Annotated in this window: 12 protein-coding genes; 1 reads left to right on the forward strand and 11 read right to left on the reverse strand. The window is 47.7% G+C overall.

All coding sequences use genetic code 11. From position 1 onward, the window contains the following. Positions 1-22: 22 nt before the first annotated feature. From T456_RS0117275 to T456_RS0117290, 4 genes are all read right to left on the reverse strand, one after another. Positions 23-1,798 carry a cache domain-containing sensor histidine kinase gene (locus tag T456_RS0117275; RefSeq protein WP_024867257.1) on the reverse strand — a complete coding sequence of 592 codons (1,776 nt, stop codon included), beginning with the start codon at positions 1,796-1,798 and terminating at the stop codon, positions 23-25. Positions 1,799-1,883: 85 nt separating this feature from the next. Next, positions 1,884-2,732: a carbohydrate ABC transporter permease gene (locus T456_RS0117280; protein ID WP_024867258.1), complete on the reverse strand. Its 849-nt coding sequence runs from the start codon at positions 2,730-2,732 to the stop codon at positions 1,884-1,886. After that, positions 2,729-3,628: a carbohydrate ABC transporter permease gene (locus T456_RS0117285; RefSeq protein WP_024867259.1), complete on the reverse strand. Its 900-nt coding sequence runs from the start codon at positions 3,626-3,628 to the stop codon at positions 2,729-2,731. Before T456_RS0117285 ends, T456_RS0117280 begins: the two co-directional genes overlap by 4 nt. A gap of 108 nt (positions 3,629-3,736) precedes the next feature. Further along, positions 3,737-5,260 (reverse strand): response regulator transcription factor, encoded by a 1,524-nt coding sequence (locus tag T456_RS0117290; protein WP_024867260.1) that lies wholly within the window; start codon positions 5,258-5,260, stop codon positions 3,737-3,739. Positions 5,261-5,488: 228 nt separating this feature from the next. On the opposite strand from T456_RS0117290, the gene T456_RS0117295 reads away from it, so the two are divergent. Further along, complete coding sequence (locus tag T456_RS0117295; protein ID WP_024867261.1) at positions 5,489-6,271, forward strand: formate/nitrite transporter family protein; 783 nt, start codon at positions 5,489-5,491, stop codon at positions 6,269-6,271. 124 nt (positions 6,272-6,395) lie between these two features. On the opposite strand, the gene htpG is transcribed toward T456_RS0117295, so the two are convergent. The 7 genes from htpG to T456_RS0117330 all read right to left on the reverse strand — a co-directional run bounded on the left by htpG (position 6,396) and on the right by T456_RS0117330 (position 15,263). Further along, positions 6,396-8,510, reverse strand: coding sequence for a molecular chaperone HtpG (htpG, locus tag T456_RS0117300; protein ID WP_024867262.1), 2,115 nt, complete (start codon positions 8,508-8,510; stop codon positions 6,396-6,398). 230 nt (positions 8,511-8,740) lie between these two features. Then, complete coding sequence (locus T456_RS0117305) at positions 8,741-9,502, reverse strand: response regulator transcription factor (RefSeq protein WP_024867263.1); 762 nt, start codon at positions 9,500-9,502, stop codon at positions 8,741-8,743. 1 nt (position 9,503) lies between these two features. Continuing rightward, a complete protein-coding gene (locus T456_RS0117310) occupies positions 9,504-11,258 on the reverse strand; it encodes a cache domain-containing sensor histidine kinase (RefSeq protein ID WP_024867264.1) in 1,755 nt (584 codons plus the stop codon). Positions 11,259-11,471: 213 nt separating this feature from the next. Next, positions 11,472-12,329 carry a carbohydrate ABC transporter permease gene (locus T456_RS0117315; protein WP_024867265.1) on the reverse strand — a complete coding sequence of 286 codons (858 nt, stop codon included), beginning with the start codon at positions 12,327-12,329 and terminating at the stop codon, positions 11,472-11,474. 1 nt (position 12,330) lies between these two features. Next, complete coding sequence (locus tag T456_RS0117320) at positions 12,331-13,236, reverse strand: carbohydrate ABC transporter permease (protein ID WP_024867266.1); 906 nt, start codon at positions 13,234-13,236, stop codon at positions 12,331-12,333. Positions 13,237-13,319: 83 nt separating this feature from the next. After that, positions 13,320-14,681 (reverse strand): ABC transporter substrate-binding protein, encoded by a 1,362-nt coding sequence (locus T456_RS0117325; RefSeq protein ID WP_024867267.1) that lies wholly within the window; start codon positions 14,679-14,681, stop codon positions 13,320-13,322. Between the two features lie 33 nt (positions 14,682-14,714). After that, the gene (locus T456_RS0117330; protein WP_024867268.1) at positions 14,715-15,263 is read right to left on the reverse strand and encodes a hypothetical protein; all 549 of its coding nucleotides are present in this window, start codon (positions 15,261-15,263) and stop codon (positions 14,715-14,717) included. Positions 15,264-15,967 lie beyond the last annotated feature (704 nt).

Below are 15,967 nucleotides of genomic sequence, written 5' to 3' on the forward strand. Positions count from 1 at the left end.
AAACTTAAAAAGGATGAATTTTCTAATCTGTTTTTTTCTTTAGTGGAATTTCGATAACGATGCAGGTTCCCTTCTCCGAGCCCGGCTTAACCCGCATCTTTCCTTCTTTTCCATAGTACATGGCAAGTCTTGTAGCCACGTTCTTAATACCAATTCCCGAACTTGCCTTCAGCTGCTCAAAAGCACCGGAATTGATCTTATCCATGATATCGGCGTCCATGCCCCTTCCGTTGTCCTCAATGGTGATCTTAAGCATCTCCCCCTCACAGGTGGCTGACACAAAGAGCTTTGCATCTTCCTGCTCCGGGGTAAATCCATGTTTTATGGAATTCTCCACAAGAGGCTGCAAAAGAGATTTGTGCACTATGGCCGCCTGTGCCTCAGGCTCTGCAAAGGCCCCATAATCAAAGCTGTTCTTAACTCTGTACTGCTGAAGATATATATACTTCCTAAGCCACTCCAGCTCGTCCTTTACCGTGACTTCACCGTTGCTGTTGACGATGGAATACCGCAGGATATTTGCCAGAGCGCTGATGGCATTGCTTATATCATACTCGTCCTTATCGATGGCCATCCAATTGATGGTGTCCAGTGTGTTATAGAGAAAGTGAGGATTTATCTGGGCTTCCAGCGCCGCAATCTGCGCCTCCTGACGGCTCTTTATGGCAACATTCAGCTTCTCCATCATGTCGTTGAACCCATCGGCAATTGCCTCAATCTCCCGTGGCATCCTTCTGTCTTTTTCCGCCCGGACAGAAAGGTCACCGTTCCTTGCCTTCTTCATCCTTCCCGTGAGATACCCTACACTTCTTACCAGGTCTGCAGAAAGTCCCGTGGACAAAAGAACTACCACCACCATCACCAGTACTCCTATAACCGCAATAAGGTGAAGCTGGCGCCTCTGAAGCCTTGTCAGTTCCACGAGGCTTGTGACATTTACTATATCCCATCCAAGATCCTCATCCCGGAAAAGATATATCGCCCCATCCCGGGACAGCTGAGGAAAATACAGTCTCAGGAACCTGCCGTAGTCTGCAAGCCTTGTCTCCTCCTCAGAGTCCATGTTCGTTATCTTACTTCCTATAACCTCTGTCTCTTTTCCGAAGGTAACAACCTTGCCTTCCTTATCCACGATAAAGTTGAAGATCCTGTTATCGTCCGTGGAACCGGCACATATCTCCTTCAGAAAATCCTCATCCACGCTTATGACCACGATCCCGCAGTCCTTGGTAAGGCTCTTGTAATCAATGATCCTGTGAGCTATGTGGAAGAGGTAGTAATCTTTTTTCGCAAAGTTGGTGCCAAACTGCGTGGGATAAATATGAACCACATTGTCTGCACTGACGTCCCGGTAAAGCTCATCCGGAGTCATGACAAAGTTCTCAAGCCAGGAACTTTTATAGGTGGCGGGAGTCATCTGCTCATAGGTAACAAGCTCCCCTCCGGGAGTTATCACGGACACAGCACGGATGTAATCCTTGGTATAAAGAAGAGAGCTCATGAACCGCCTCATCTGGTTCACCGCTACCGCATCGTTTATCCCTGCGTCTATATCAGACACCCACTTCACCATGTCATCGTCGGTGTACATCTGATATAACACATCTTCGTAGGCCTCAATGGATATCTTCAGGTTATTGTCCAGTTGCCGAAGACTGCTTTTGGACATAACCTCTGTATTGTTGCTCAAAGTCCTTGAAATATTGATATATGAATAGACTCCCAGGATCACGATAGGAAGCATGGAAGTTAAGATGAACACGCTGATAAGCCTGTTCCTAAGACTCGTTTTTTTCATACCCTTTTCTCCGCCACAAATGAAAAATCAGAGGAAAAACTTCTCCTCTGATTATCATATATTTTGCGGGCCGCCCTTTCAAGAATTATCCTTTTACCGCGCCGTTGGTCATTCCGCTTATTATGTAGTTCTGCATGAAGATGAAGATCAGCGTTACCGGTATGATCGCCACTATGGCGAAGGCCGTTAAGTAGCTCCACTTGGTTCCGTACTGACCCATGAAATTAAAGATACCGGCTGTGATGGGTCTTTTCTCCTGATCAAGAATAAAGGTCATGCCGTAGGCCAGGTCTCCCCAGGCATAGAGGAAAGAGAATATGGCACAAACGATAACTCCCGGCTTGGCCACAGGCACCAGTATCTTCATAAAAGCCATGAGCCTGGTGCAGCCGTCGATGTAGGCCGCCTCCTCCAGGGCTTTCGGAATCGACGCAAAGTAGTTCTTAAGGATCAGCACCGAGAATGGTATTCCTATGGTGGCATCCGCCAGAACCGGCGCCCACCAGGTGTTGTAGATCTTCATATTCCTGAACATGATGAACATCGGGGTCAAAAGAACCGAGACAGGCAGCATCTGTGTCACAAGAAATCCCAGGAGCATTGCCTTTCTTCCAACGAACCTGTATCTTGCGATGGCGTAGGAGGCAGGAACTGCAAGAACTACAGCGATGGCCATTGCTCCAGTGGAGATCACAAAGCTGTTGAAGAAAGACTTGAACATATTGAAGTCCCCGTTTTCAATCTGCGCCGCATAGGACTTTGTGTTGAGCTCGTGGGGATACCAGGTTGGCGGTATCAGGAATATCTCTTTTTCGGTTTTAAAAGATGTTATAAGTGTCCAGAACAAAGGGAAAAGAAGCAGTACCAGTATCACAACGGATACGGCACAGAATATCACATTCTTTTTCCCGGTCATTTTCTTCTCGTCCATCATTCATCCTCCCCCTGCATGGTGATCTTAAGATACAAAAGTCCCACAAGGAACAATATCAGGAACAGTACGTTTGCCACTGTGGATCCTTTGCTGTACTGGAACAGATCGAAGGACAGCTTGTAGGAATAGGTGGAAAGAAGATGCGTGGAATTTACAGGTCCGCCTTCAGTCATAACATACACCAGGTCGTAAACCTTGAAGGTGTAGATAAAGCCCAGCACCAGTACTGACTCAATGGTGGGGCGAAGAAGCGGCAGAGTTATCTTGATGAGCTGCTGGAAGCTGCTTGCTCCGTCCACAGAAGCGCTCTCATAGAGTTCCTGGGGAATGGTGGTAAGTCCTGTGGCCAGAAGTATGGTATTAAAGGGAATTCCGATCCATACATTTGCCGCCACCACAGCTATCATGGCAGTCCTGGGCGACGTCAGCCACTCAACGTTTTGCTGGATCAGATGAAGACTCTTTAAGATGTAATTGATGATCCCGACGTCTGTTGAAAACATGAACTTGAACATCAGCGCCGTTACTGTCATGGGCATCATCCATGGGATCATGGTAAGGCCACGCACGGTCTTGGCGAAGGTGAAGTTCTTGTTAAAGAGAAGGGCCAGTAAAAAACCTATGATAAACTGAAAGATCAGACAGTAGATGGTGAACTTTAAGGTATTGCCCATAGCCTTTCTGAATACTTCATCCTGAAACATGGTGACATAATTTGAAAGCCCCACGAAGTGTTTGGTGCCCTTGACCAGGTTTTTTACCGACACGTCCTGAAAGCTTAAGATGAGGTTGCTTAAAATGGGATAGCCCACAAACACCAGCATATACAAAAATGCAGGAAGAATGAACAACAGTCCTGCATTTTCATATCTGAAAAACTCCTTTACTTTTTTCATATTCTTCCCCTCTTTACATATTTCTTTTTCTACATAATACCCAGGGAAAAGAAATATCAAAACACGAGAAATCTGAAAAAGGTGGAAAATTCTAATGTGGTTTTCTTATCACTTCAGGGACTTGCGGTACTCGGCGGGGAGCTTGCCTGTGACGTCCCTGAAAACCTTGCTGAAATACTTGGGATCAGAGTAGCCTACTCTCTCGGCGATTTCGTAGAGCTTCATGCCTGTGCCCACAAGGAGCTCTTTGGCTTTGCCGATGCGGTAGTTTCTGATGTAGGTGCTGAAGTTCTCCCCGGTTTCCTTGTGGAACTGGGTTCCAAGGTACTCCGGAGTTATTCCAAGGCGCTCGGCTATTTCATCAAGGGTTATTCCTGTGTGATAGAATTCGTGGATCATGCTCTTAGCCCTTCGCACCGTCAACGTCTCTGCGTCGGACTCAGTCTCTTTTGCCTTAAGCATTTCAAGGATACTGTCACACACTGAAGAAAGCTCGGACTTTAACTTGGCATTCATGATGCTATCCAGAAGCTTTTGCTGCTGAAGGTCGCCCACTCCCGTGTTTCCGACGTCCTTTGCAATCTCGATGATGGACCATATAAAGCGGACAAAGCACTCCTTTATTTCCTTGGGGTCGTAAACCTTTCCGTCATGGAAGGTGTCCTGAAATTCCTCCATCAGCTCTTTTTCCCTGGCATGGTCATTGGCGCAGATGGCGGTCTTCATCCCGGCTTCAAGCTCCTGAGGATAGACGCAGAGCGCAGTCTGGACCTTGGTTATCTTGGGATAGGAAATCAGAACATCTTCTTCAAAAGAAATATTCCAGTCCATGAAGGGGAAGAGGTCACCGATACAGCTGCCAAGCCCTGAAAGCCCGTGGCATTCCATAAACCCCATGGCTGAGCTGCCGCCAAGCTTGTGAAGAAGCTGATACTGTATCCACCGCTCAAAATCGGCGGCACTCTTATATTTGTAAACCACTGCAATAAGGGACTTGCGGTACTCGGTATCCAGGATAATGTAGTCTATTCCTTCGTAAAGTGACAGGGCAGATGAGAGCTCTTTTTGCTCCTTTTTGAACTGCTTCTCGTACTGACTTCCAAGGTAATCGCACAGGACCACAAAATTCCGGTCCTTGGTTATGCCGTAGTTTCTGTTAAGGTAATCTATGACCTCCTCATCAGAGGACATGCGGCCGCCAAGGACGTCACGCATCACCTGGTCCAGGGTGCCCACAGCCACAGGCTTTTTGCGTTTGTCCTCTTCTATCTGATGTCTTATGCTCTCCAATGCTTTGGAAAAATCCCCGATATTTACGGGCTTCAAAAGATACTCCGTAACCCCCAGCTTCATGGCGGTACGGGCGTATTCGAACTCTGAGTATGCGCTCAAAACAATTGCTTTTATATCAAGGTCTTCGTCATAGATGGCCTGCAGCATCTGAAGGCCGTCCATGTTCGGCATCTGAACATCCGTAATAACAAGGTCGGGCTTTTCTTTTCTGCAGAGCTCAAGCCCCTCAAGGCCGTCTGCTGCCTCCCCCGCTATCTCGTATTCATCCCCAAGTTTACCAAGGAGCTTGTAAAGACCTTCTCTGATCCTCACTTCATCCTCGACGATTGCTATTCTCATACCTTCGCTTCCCCCTTGAACACGATAATCCGTGAACTTACCACGATTATAATACTAATCTAAGAATCCTTTCAATATATTCGTCATATCGTTAAACTATATCTTGTGTTTGAGCGCAAGTTGTTATACTATATGATGTATGAGGAAAGCATATAATTACCATATATAGTTAATTGTCATCTACAGCATTAAATACAGTCTAAAATCCGCTTTGAAAGGAGCACTCTCATGAAATCACCAGCAGCAATCGCAGCAGCCTATGAAACCGCAGGAACAGGCAAAACCCAGATGAGCTTCAGGAAGACCTTTCTTCTGGGAATCCTGGCGGGAGCCTACATCGCTCTCGGGGGCCTTGGAAGCCAGATAGCGTCTGTGTGCGCACCGGATCCTTCTGCGGCGAGAGTCATAAGCTCGGTGGTTTTCCCCATAGGACTTTTCATGGTGCTTATCGGTGGTGCGGAGCTCTTTACCGGCAACTGCCTCATCCTCATACCGGTGCTGTCTAAGAAGGCTACTTTAAAGGGGATGCTTAGAAACTGGCTTATAGTATACTTCGGAAACATGGTGGGAGCTTTTATCATCGCCTTTATAGCCAACTTCTCCCACACCTATGCTTTTGCCGACGGTGCCCTTGCCAAAGCAGTGGTGAGCACAGCCGTTGCAAAGTCCTCCATCTCATTTGGGGACGGGCTTTTAAAGGGCATTCTGTGTAACGTTCTGGTGTGCATGGCTGTGTGGTGCTCCTTCTCGGCAGACGAGATTGCAGGTAAGGTCCTGGCTTTGTGGCTTCCGGTAATGCTCTTTATCATCTGCGGTTTTGAGCACAGCGTTGCCAACATGTACTTCATCCCCGCAGGCCTCATGGCTTCTTCGGTTTACGGCATTGCAGCCGACGGGCTTTCACTGTTTGGATTCTTTGTAACAAACCTTATTCCCGTTACTTTGGGCAATATAATAGGCGGCAGCCTTTGTATCGGCGCCACCTACTACGCAATCTACTTAAAAGACTAATGTCTTTCATATCCCTTTAAAAACACCCCTTTTTCCGGTCGCCCGGGGAAAGGGGTGTTTTTATTTCTTTGTATGAGCCCCGGAGAAAGGGGCATTTTTGTACGCCCCATAGAGCGGGGGATTCTTATTTTGTAAGGAACATCAGGATATCGTTGCTTCTCTGAACGAACTTGGTCATTGCATCGCCCTCAAGAGGAGCATTCTGAATGCGGGCAAGATCGTAAAGCTGCTCGCAGATCATCCTTGTGTGCTCTCCGTCCTCGTTCTCCATTACATACTGAACAAGAGGATGGTTTGCATTGAGGATAAGGGTCTGTCCGCCCATTCCGAAGTCTCCCATGCCCATTCCGTTGGCAGCATACATCTTCATCATGTCTGCCATACGTCTTGCTTCCTCGGAAACGGTGAGCATTGAAGAGGTCTTCTTGTCCTTGAGCTTCTCAAGCTTGATAACAAGCTTGTCATCCTTCAGTGCCTTCTTCATCTTCTCAGCAAGGCTCTTCTCCTTCTCCTCGAGCTCGGCTGCTGCCTTCTTGGAGGTCTTGGACTTGAAGGTATCTGTAAGGTCTGCATCGATCCTCTGGAACTTGATGCCCTCGTTCTTGCGCTCAAGCTGCTCCATGAAAGGAACATCGATGTTGTGCTTCATGATGAAAGCTTCCATCTTCTGAGCCTTGAACATGTTGATGTACTGGCTCTGCTGAGCCTCGTCTGTTACGTAGTAGATGATGCGGGGCTCCTTCTCCTCGGGCTCCTCAGCCTTGGCTTCTGCCTTTGCATCCTCTGTCTTAGCTGCGTCATCTGCTTTGGCACCATCGTCTACAACCTCGGCCTCAACCTTGTTGCCGTTCTCATCAACAGCATTCTCTTCTGCCTTCTTGGCCTCTTCCTCTGCCTCTTTGTTGATCTGAAGAGCCTCGGGAGTTGTAAGGTACTTGCCGTCCAGATTCTTGAAGAGGATGTAGTCTGTCATCTTCTCGCAGAACTTGTCGTCGCGCAGGCAACCATATTTGATGAAGGGACTGATGTCATCCCAGTACTTGTCGTAGTTCTCCTTGTCTGTCTTGCAAAGGCCTGCCAGCTTCTCGGCAACCTTCTTGGAGATGTACTCGGAGATCTTCTTAACAAAGCCGTCGTTCTGAAGGGCTGATCTTGATACGTTAAGAGGAAGATCGGGACAATCGATAACGCCCTTAAGAAGCATCAGATATTCAGGAATAACTTCCTTGATGTTATCTGCGATGAATACCTGGTTGTTATACAGCTTGATGGTTCCCTCGATTGACTCAAACTCCATGTTGATCTTGGGGAAGTAAAGGATACCCTTTAAGTTGAAAGGATAATCCATGTTCAGGTGGATCCAGAAAAGGGGCTCCTTGAAATCATGGAAGACCTTTCTGTAGAACTCCTTGTACTCCTCGTCTGTGCAGTCCTTGGGAGTCTTTGCCCAAAGGGGATGGATATCGTTAAGAAGCTGAGGTCTTCTCTTGATCTTGTACTCAAGCTCGGGCTCCTCGGTCTCTCCTTCCTTCTTCTCAGGATGAACCTCTTCGATGACGGTATCGCTCTCAAGCTTCTCGCTTGCCTTGATGGTCTCGGTTCCCTCCTCGTTCTCCTTTGAAAGATAGATCTCATAAGGCATGAATGAGCAGTACTTCTGGATAACCTCTCTTGCCTTGTACTCGTTGCAGAACTCAAGGCAATCCTCTGAAAGATGCAGTGTTACTGTTGTTCCAACCTCTGCCTTGTCTCCGTCGCCCATCTCGAAATCAGAGCCGCCGTCGCAGGTCCAGTGAACAGCAGGGCCTCCCTTGCATGAAAGGGTGTCGATATCTACATAATCAGATACCATGAAGGTTGAATAAAATCCAAGACCGAAGTGTCCGATGATCTGGTCTGCGTTTGCCTTGTCCTTGTACTTGTTAAGGAAGTCGGTAGCACCCGAGAAAGCCACCTGATTGATGTACTCGTCAACTTCCTCCTCTGTCATACCGATACCGTTATCAACGATCTTAACGGTCTTGTCCTTATCGTTTAAGATGATGTCCACACGGGGCTTGTACCCCTCAGGAAGCTCGCACTCACCCATCATCTCCATCTTGCGGATCTTGGTGATAGCGTCGCATGCGTTTGAGATCACTTCCCTGTAAAAGATATCATGATCCGAATACAGCCATTTCTTGATGATCGGAAACATGTTCTCGCTGTTGATTGATAAGTTACCTTTCTTTGAAGCCATAATTCTCACTCCTTTGTAAAAAAATATTGCGTCTGCCCGCCGGGCAGAGAAATGCCGAATTATTCGTACAAAGTATAGTTTAGGCCTGCCCTACCCAAAAGTCAATAAAAATTTAGCACTCACCGGAAGTGAGTGCTAATAATAAGTGAATATGCAATATTTGTGTCAAAGAGAACCGTCCCCGGCAGTTCGTCCCCCGGCAGTTCGTCCCCCGGCGGTTCGCCGGTGGCTCACTTGTTGTTCTCGGCCACGTAATCGGAGTAGCTCATCCCCGTGTATTTCTTAAAGCATCTGCTGAAATAGTTGGGGTCGGGAATCCCCACTTCCGAGGCCGTATAGTACATCTTGGAGCCTCCCTTGGCGTATCGAAGGGCCTCCTTCATTCGAAGGTCGTTAAGGTACTCCACAAACTTTTTTCCCGTGTCCTGCTTGAACTTGCGGGACAGATAGCTTGCGGAAAAGCCAAAGTGCTGGGCTACAAAGGTAAGGTTAAGCTTGGAGTCCGTGAAGTTCTCCTCAAGATACTTCTTGATAAGCTCCGTGGCATCCGCCTCCGAAGCAGCTCCGGGGCCAACCTCGCTCTTGGACTCTTCCCAGTAATCCTTCTGCGAAGCCAATTTCTCTTTTGCCCGAAGGAGGACTTTTCGGACCTCTTCTCGTACCATGGGCTTTAGCATGTAGTCAAAAACCGGAAGGCTTACGCACTTCCTGGCGTACTCGAACTCGTCGAAGGCCGTCATTATTATGATGATAAGATGAGGGTATCTGGCTGTGACCGTCTGGGTGAACTCGATGCCGTCCATGAAGGGCATCGAAATGTCCACGAAAGCTATGTCCGGCTGCACATCGTCAATGATGTTGATGGCCTCAACGCCGCTGGCTGCCTCGCCGGTGACTTCCATCCCCAGCTCATCCCACTTGATGGCCGCCCGCATGAGCTTTCTTGCGGATTCCTCATCATCTATGAGCATTACTCGGTATTTCCTGTCCATATTACTGCCTTTCCTCCTCCGGAAGCGACATGTCGGGGATTATCATCTCGATCTCGGTGTACTCGCCGATCTCGCTCCTGATGTTCACCACGTCATCTCTTCCGCAGTAGATCCTTACTCTCTCGATGGTTCCCCAAAGTCCGAAGCTTGAATCCGCTTCGTCGGGCCTCTGGCTTCTGTCCTGGGAAAGGATCTTCTTTATCTGCTCCTCCTCCATTCCTACGCCGGTGTCTCTGACGATGAGATGCAGGTTGCCGTCCTCAAGATAGCTCTTTATCCTGATCTCTCCCTTCTCGCCCTTTAGCCTGATGCCGTGGTAGATACTGTTCTCCACCAGGGGCTGAAGAATGAGCTTGGGCACGATGCACTTCCCGGTGTCCTCATCGATCTCGTATGCATCTTCAATTATATCACCGTAGCGAAGTCTCTGGAGCGTCAGATAATCCTTCACTATTTTGATCTCCCTCGACAGCGGGATGTCCCTGCCGCCCTTACTTAAGAAGTTGCGGTAGAATCTTCCCAGAGTCTCAAGGGCATCATGGACGTTATCGGCCCCCGCATCCAAAGCAAGGAAACCGATGGTCTCAATGGAATTGTAGAGGAAGTGCGGTTTTATCTGCTCCTGAAGCACACGCATCTCCGCCCTTTGAAGGGTCTTTTCATTATCCATCAGCTTCTCGATCAGTTCGTTGACGTGATCGATCATGCTGTTGTAATCGCCCTTAAGCATGTCCAGCTCGCTGAACTTCATAGGAGTGTCGATCTTCTTAAGGTCACCGGATTTCTTATTCTCCTCCATGGAGGCCGACAGCTCGTAGACGGGATCCGTGATGTTCCGCCTGATATACTCTCCGATGTAAAGGGCAAGCCCCAGGAAAAGAGCCAGCAAAGCCACCAGGATCGCAACCATTCTAAAGGGTGTTCCCTCCGTTCCGTAGGGAGCAACCCTGAGTATAACGATGGGCAGGTCCGAAACCCTGCAGCCGGAAATCAGCATCCTTACGCCATCGATCGTGGCATTTTTGTAGCTTATCTTTCTGTCGGCAAAAGAGCCATCATAATAAGCGGCGTATTCCTTATTGCCCGCAAGGAAGGTGCCGTCGCTTCCCATGATGCAGATGTTGTTGTAGCGGAGCTGTCCAAGAATTCTCTCGAAGACACGGGGCGAAATGTTCATCAGCATAAGACCCGTGCGCTCCTGGGAATCTATGTCGTAGATAGCTCTTCCGATGGTGACCATGGGACGCCTGTCGGCCTTGTGGGCGATGTTGTTGGTGTTAAGTGAAACCACCGCGCCGCCCTTGCCGGCGTAGATGTCTTTTTTCCAGTCTTCCCCGTTCATCACGTCGTAATCGTAGATATAGGTAAATCGGTTGGTGGCCAGCATTATCATGTCTTCCCTGAAGACAATGACCGTGTCCACACCTTCCGTAACATTCAAAATATCCATAACGCCATATCTGGCGTCGTTTATCATACTGATGTCCACCGAGTCAACATCGGCGCGCAAAAGACGCACCAGATCGGGTTCGGTCATGATCAGTCTGGAAAGTTCCTTATAGCTTTGCACATTGGAATCAAGGTTGTTGGAGAGATTTCGGATAACGCTCTCGGACTCCCGCATGGCATATTCCCTTCGCTCCCTCACAACCACTATGTACAGGGCTATGACAAAAGAGATTATGACCACAAATACAATTCCAAGAACGATCCTGGAAACGCTCAGAGAAAGAGAGTTCTCGGATTTTTTCTTCATTCTGTTGATCTTCCCCTCAATAATCGCTTTTTTACTATGCATTAACGATATCATTTTTCACCACCAAACGCAAAATAATACGGGAAGCCAATGGCTCTTTTCCCTGAAAATGAAGGTTCTCTTTCCGGAAAGATGAAGGCTCTTTTCCCGGACACAGCAAAAGCCGAACACCACGCAAAGCAGTGTCCGGCCCGCCACATGAAAAAGAAAGTATTATCCCTTAACCGCTCCTGCAATAAAGCTCTCCTGGATCTTTCTGCTAAGGAACAGGTAGAATATCAAAGTTGGGAAGGTCGCTATGACCAGAGCCGCGCCGATGGGTCCCCATTCGGTGGTATGCTGGCCTGATAGCGCTTTGATACCTACAGGCAGGGTTCTGTGTGCAGAATCTGAAATGAATACGTTGGCGAACATGAACTCATTCCAGCACTGCAGATAGGAATAGACGCCGACGGTGGATACTGCGGGCTTCATAAGGGGGAGGATTATCCTAAAGAAGGTCTCCGCAAGGCCGCAGCCATCTATTCTTGCGGCTTCATCGAGAGCGTAGGGTATCTCTACCATGAAGCCTGTACAAATGAGTATCGACATCGAAAGAGCAAATGCCGAATACGGGATTATCAAAGTTGAATATTTATTGAGCCAGTGAAGCTTTGAAAGCACTACGTATACCGGTACGATGGACGCCTGAATGGGAATCGTAAGTCCCAGCATGAAGAATGCATTTGTCAGTTTACTGAATCTCCACTTTATCCTGGTGATAGCGTAGGTTGCCATCATGGCAGCTATCATGGATATTCCGATGGCCAGTATTGTTACCAGTAAGCTGTTAAGGAAATACAGGCCCATGTTTCCTGTGTTAAGAGCAGTTGTGAAATTTGACCACAACCAGTTTTTCGGAAGGCCGATGACATTGGCTCCGAATATCTCCTCGTTGGACTTCAGTGAAAAGGTGAACATGAAGTAAATGGGGAAGATATTGACAAGAGCCCAGAACACCAGGAAGATGTACATTATTATTTTTCCGACGGGATTTGCTCCCTTCTCTTGATCTACAGTATTAGTCCCCATATCATTCATCCTTTTCTCTAAATGCTGCGGTTATTAGAAGTGCAAAGGCAAAGCACAGCGCGATCAGCATAACCGATATAGTACTGCCCATTCCGTATCTGTTCCTCAGGAAAAGCATGTTTTCCAACAAGGTACTGGGCACTTCCGTAGACTGGAAGGGTCCGCCCTCGGTGAGGATACGAACAAGGTCATAAGCTTTAAGAGAGCCGGTTACCGCAAAGATAACGCTTACTCTGATAATGGGCTTAATGATGGGAATAACAATATATCTGTCAACCTGCCACTTTGTGGCGCCGTCCAGCATTGCTGCTTCCCTAAGATCAAGGGATACGCCTTTTACTCCCGCATACATAAGGAGCATGTGATAACCGATGTACTGCCAAACAGTGGGAACAATTACGCTTCCCAGGGCAGTCTTTACATCTCCAACCCATACATGAGTCCATTTCTCAAGGCCCACAGCGATGAGGAACCTGTTGAGAAGGCCGTAGTCAGGGTTGTAGATCTTAAGCCACAGCTGACCGATAACTACTGTCGAGATCAGCACGGGCATGAAATATACTGAAAGAAAAGCTCTGTCGAACTTCGGTCTTCTTCCCAGCAGAAGTGCCAGCAAAAGGGAAAAGGGTAATTGCACGAACACTGAGAAAAATGCCAGAAGCATTGAATTCTTGAGAGCTGTCATGAACTTGATGGAGCCGTTGGTAAATAGCTCTTTGTAATTCTCAAGTCCAATGAAGGTTCCTTCCGAAAATCCGTTCCAGTCGAAGGTACTCCTGTACAGCGAAACCGCAATAGGTGCGATCAGAATGCTGATAAAGAGTGCCAGTCCGGGAAGCAGGAAAAGAAATATCGTAATCCCCTTCTTTATATCAGTTGTCTTTTTGTTTGTGTTATTTCCAGCCATGTGAATAACCTTCCAAAAAGTCCCTCCTGTGCCTCCTTGGTGGAAGTACAGGAAGGACTCATTTCTTTTAACCCTTTAGTGAATTACTGGATATCTTTTGCAAGACCGTCGATGAACTGCTGTCCGTTAAGGAGGCATCCATAAACCTGATCTACATATGAAAGATATGTGTTAGCTGAATCAGCACTCATAGCTGTGTCGCCGAAAAGAACCATTGTGTCAGCCTTTGCAACGATGCCTGCTACAGTCTGTGTAAGCTCGTTAACGCTGCTTGTGTCACCGTAAGGTGTCCATGCGGGAAGTCCGCAGCCATCAAGGTAACCATAGTGGCAGATAAGCTTTCCGAGTTCCATAGCATACTCAGCTGCTCTCTCAGCATTAGGTGAAGAAGCTGCAACTGCAAGAGTATCTGAAGGTCCGCCGATAAGCTGTCCAAGCTTTGACTTGTCAGCGTTGATAACAGGGAACTCACCAACCTTTACCTTAGGGAAGAACTCTTCGTTAGCTGCGAAGTCTGCGCAGTTCCATGTTCCGTTCATGTAGAACGCATACTTGCCTGCCATGAAGTTGTTCTTAACTTCGTCGTTTGTAAGGCCGATTCCTGAAGGATCGAAGTAACCGTTGTTAACAAGGCCCTGGAATGTATCTACAGCATCAGCTACATCCTGGTTAGCCCATGTTGCTCTTCCGAGGAAGATGTCGTTAAGAGTATCAGCGCCTGCACTCTTCTCGATAACGGACTCAAGATACTCGGTTACGCACCATGTCTCTTTTCCGGCACATCCGAAAGGAATGATTCCTGCTGCTTTAAGCTTGTCGCAGCACTCGATGAACTCATCATAAGTTCCGGGGATCTCTGTATAGCCAACCTGCTCAAGGAGCTCCATGTTAGCAAAAAGACCAACGATGTTCATTGTAAGCGGCACACCGTAGTGCTTGCCGTTGTAGGTTGAGTTTCCAAGCATAACCTCGGGAAGCTCATCCTTGTAGTTCTGATATACATCATCCAGGCAGTAAACCTTGTCAGCATCTACGAAGTCGCCAAGGAATGCGCAGGACCATGTAAAGAAGATGTCAGGAAGCTCGTTAGCTGAAACAGCAGCCTTGATCTTGGTCTTGTAAGACTGGTTCTCGAATGCTTCCCAAGTGAAGTTGATGTCAGGGTACTTCTCCTGCATGTCGGCGATGGCTGCCTCGTAAGAATGACGGTTAGAATCACTCTCAGTAGCGATACACCACATGTTCAGAGAAATAGGCTCTGATGAATCTGCAGGTGCAGCTGCCTCAGTTGCAGCAGGCTCAGCTGCGGGCTCTGCAGCGGGAGCTTCTGTTGCTGCGGGGGCGGTATCGGTTGATGCCGCAGGTGCAGCTGTGCTTCCGCAAGCGACGAGTGATAAGGTCATAGCACCCGCCAACAGTGTTGAAACAAAACGCTTCATTTTCATAACACACCTCTCCTTTTTAAAAAAGTTTATTAGTTAACTACCCATCTTAACCATGGGCCATGGGTAATCGATGGTGAGCCGGTCCCCATCCAGGGAGTAGTAAAGGTATGCGTCCTCGATCGGATCGTCGTACATGAGTCTGATGCAGTTGTTCTCCTCATCTACCGTGTAGCGTCCGAAGAAGATGTTCTCCTCACTGAACTTTCCGTCCCCGGTGAATTCATATGACCAGCCGTTGTCCTGTTTCCAGTCCCCAACAATTCCTTCCGTATCCTTCTCCCCATCGAAGTAATACGTTGACTTTTCATACAGGGTCATTTGGTCTCCGTTCATGACATATCTCAGCTTCTCCTCATCGCCGGATCTGTCCTTGAGACTGATGAAATTATCATCCTTTGTGTATGTGTACTTTTCCCCTTTGTACTCAGCCTTGCCGTCATCGGAAAGAGCAATCACCTCTTTGTCCGGCTCATGGCTGTAGGCCCATTTCTCTGTTGCGGCTCCGCATCCTGTTATGGTGGTCATGGCCACCAGTGCCAGGGATAAGGCTGCCGTCACCAGGGCCTTTTTATATGTGATCATACATCCGCCCTCTTTCTTTAGGCCGCTGCCCCCGCAAGCGGCGTGGTTTGTTGGCCGCGGCTGCGATTTGGCTCTGCGAGCGGCCTGTTCTTGGGCCGCGGCTACGATTGGGCTCTGCGAGCGGCCTGTTTTTGTTGCGTTCGTTGCGCATTACCGGCCGCGCGGTGCGGCCTGTTTTCAGTCACTTTCCCCTTATGTGACTTAATGTCTGTACAATTAATATATAATCGGGAGTTTATAGAATTAATAGAAATCTTTTACCTCATCAAGCACATTTTTTACTTCTTGTACATATTTTGTTCACATTTTGCAATTATATTGTGCACAATTATGCTATTCTGCTGTAGCGTGGTGAAATTCTGATGAAAATATATACAAATGAAAAGGGATGGGTATCTGTCCCATCCCTCACATCACTATCTATTTTGTGCCTAATTATGAATATCAAATTCATTTCGGCACACTCTTTTATTCTCCCATGTGCCGAATTTCATAATGCAAACAAGAAAAGGCTCACTTTTTCACCATTAAGGACCACTCCGATATGCCACATTCTTAAAAATTGAACTAATGTGGCACATACAACCTTTACCTAATGGCAAAAAAGTATGCTGAATTTCTTTGAATATAGTGGCCTCGGCACATCTGCCGCCCAATCACTGTGCTACAATCACTATCTTCATGCCTTGTTCGGCACATCTTAC

Origin of the sequence: Butyrivibrio sp. FCS014 (assembly GCF_000526935.1) — a bacterium.
GTDB lineage: Bacteria > Bacillota > Clostridia > Lachnospirales > Lachnospiraceae > Butyrivibrio.

Excerpts from the sequence above, each read along its gene's own strand:
- T456_RS0117325 (WP_024867267.1), bottom strand. The coding sequence starts at position 14,681 with ATGAAAATGAAGCGTTTTGTTTCAACACTGTTGGCGGGTGCTATGACC.
- T456_RS0117280 (WP_024867258.1), bottom strand. The coding sequence starts at position 2,732 with ATGATGGACGAGAAGAAAATGACCGGGAAAAAGAATGTGATATTCTGT.
- T456_RS0117285 (WP_024867259.1), bottom strand. The coding sequence starts at position 3,628 with ATGAAAAAAGTAAAGGAGTTTTTCAGATATGAAAATGCAGGACTGTTG.
- T456_RS0117275 (WP_024867257.1), bottom strand. The coding sequence starts at position 1,798 with ATGAAAAAAACGAGTCTTAGGAACAGGCTTATCAGCGTGTTCATCTTA.
- T456_RS0117320 (WP_024867266.1), bottom strand. The coding sequence starts at position 13,236 with ATGGCTGGAAATAACACAAACAAAAAGACAACTGATATAAAGAAGGGG.
- T456_RS0117310 (WP_024867264.1), bottom strand. The coding sequence starts at position 11,258 with ATGAAGAAAAAATCCGAGAACTCTCTTTCTCTGAGCGTTTCCAGGATC.
- T456_RS0117290 (WP_024867260.1), bottom strand. The coding sequence starts at position 5,260 with ATGAGAATAGCAATCGTCGAGGATGAAGTGAGGATCAGAGAAGGTCTT.
- T456_RS0117305 (WP_024867263.1), bottom strand. The coding sequence starts at position 9,502 with ATGGACAGGAAATACCGAGTAATGCTCATAGATGATGAGGAATCCGCA.
- htpG (WP_024867262.1), bottom strand. The coding sequence starts at position 8,510 with ATGGCTTCAAAGAAAGGTAACTTATCAATCAACAGCGAGAACATGTTT.
- T456_RS0117295 (WP_024867261.1), top strand. The coding sequence starts at position 5,489 with ATGAAATCACCAGCAGCAATCGCAGCAGCCTATGAAACCGCAGGAACA.
- T456_RS0117315 (WP_024867265.1), bottom strand. The coding sequence starts at position 12,329 with ATGGGGACTAATACTGTAGATCAAGAGAAGGGAGCAAATCCCGTCGGA.
- T456_RS0117330 (WP_024867268.1), bottom strand. The coding sequence starts at position 15,263 with ATGATCACATATAAAAAGGCCCTGGTGACGGCAGCCTTATCCCTGGCA.